The organism is Guptibacillus hwajinpoensis, assembly GCF_005144865.1.
Lineage (GTDB): Bacteria > Bacillota > Bacilli > Bacillales > Guptibacillaceae > Guptibacillus > Guptibacillus hwajinpoensis_A.
Window position 1 is genome coordinate 1 of record NZ_SWFM01000024.1, and the last position, 565, is coordinate 565.

The window sequence follows — 565 nt, forward strand, 5'->3', positions numbered from 1 at the left end:
CTTAACCTTAGATTCATTAGACTTGATTGCTCAAGCTAACTCCTCGAGTTATTACTAAGTGTTGCATAAAAAATAATTCTTATTGGATGTCGTTGTTTATGCTATCTAGTTTTCAAGGAACAAGGCTACTAGTTAATTAAACGTTTGTTTAATAAGTAATAGTAGACAAAGTTGGTGGAGCCTAGCGGGATCGAACCGCTGACCTCCTGCGTGCAAGGCAGGCGCTCTCCCAGCTGAGCTAAGGCCCCAAAATTCTTTTATGGTGGGCCTGAGTGGACTCGAACCACCGACCTCACGCTTATCAGGCGTGCGCTCTAACCAGCTGAGCTACAGGCCCACAAAAGAAAAGTAAATACCCCGACATAGCCATTAGCCGGAGGTGTTTCTTAAAAGAGACTTGCTCTTCGTCAAAACTTACCTTTTCAGTTGAAAGAAATTAATCATTCTTTCAAAACTAAACGAAACGCTCATGTAAGGTTGGTAACGTAAGTTACCTTCGTAATTCTCCATAGAAAGGAGGTGATCCAGCCGCACCTTCCGATACGGCTACCTTGTTACGACTTCA

Annotated in this window: 2 tRNA genes and 1 rRNA gene; all 3 read right to left on the bottom strand. The window is 43.0% G+C overall.

Annotated elements, in window-relative coordinates:
* Positions 1 to 172 precede the first annotated feature (172 nt).
* A tRNA-Ala gene (locus FBF83_RS20590) sits at positions 173 to 248 on the bottom strand.
* A 12-nt stretch (positions 249 to 260) separates the two neighbouring features.
* Positions 261 to 337 (bottom strand) — tRNA-Ile (locus FBF83_RS20595).
* Between the two features lie 175 nt (positions 338 to 512).
* Positions 513 to 565, bottom strand: a 16S ribosomal RNA gene (locus FBF83_RS20600); the annotation flags it as partial.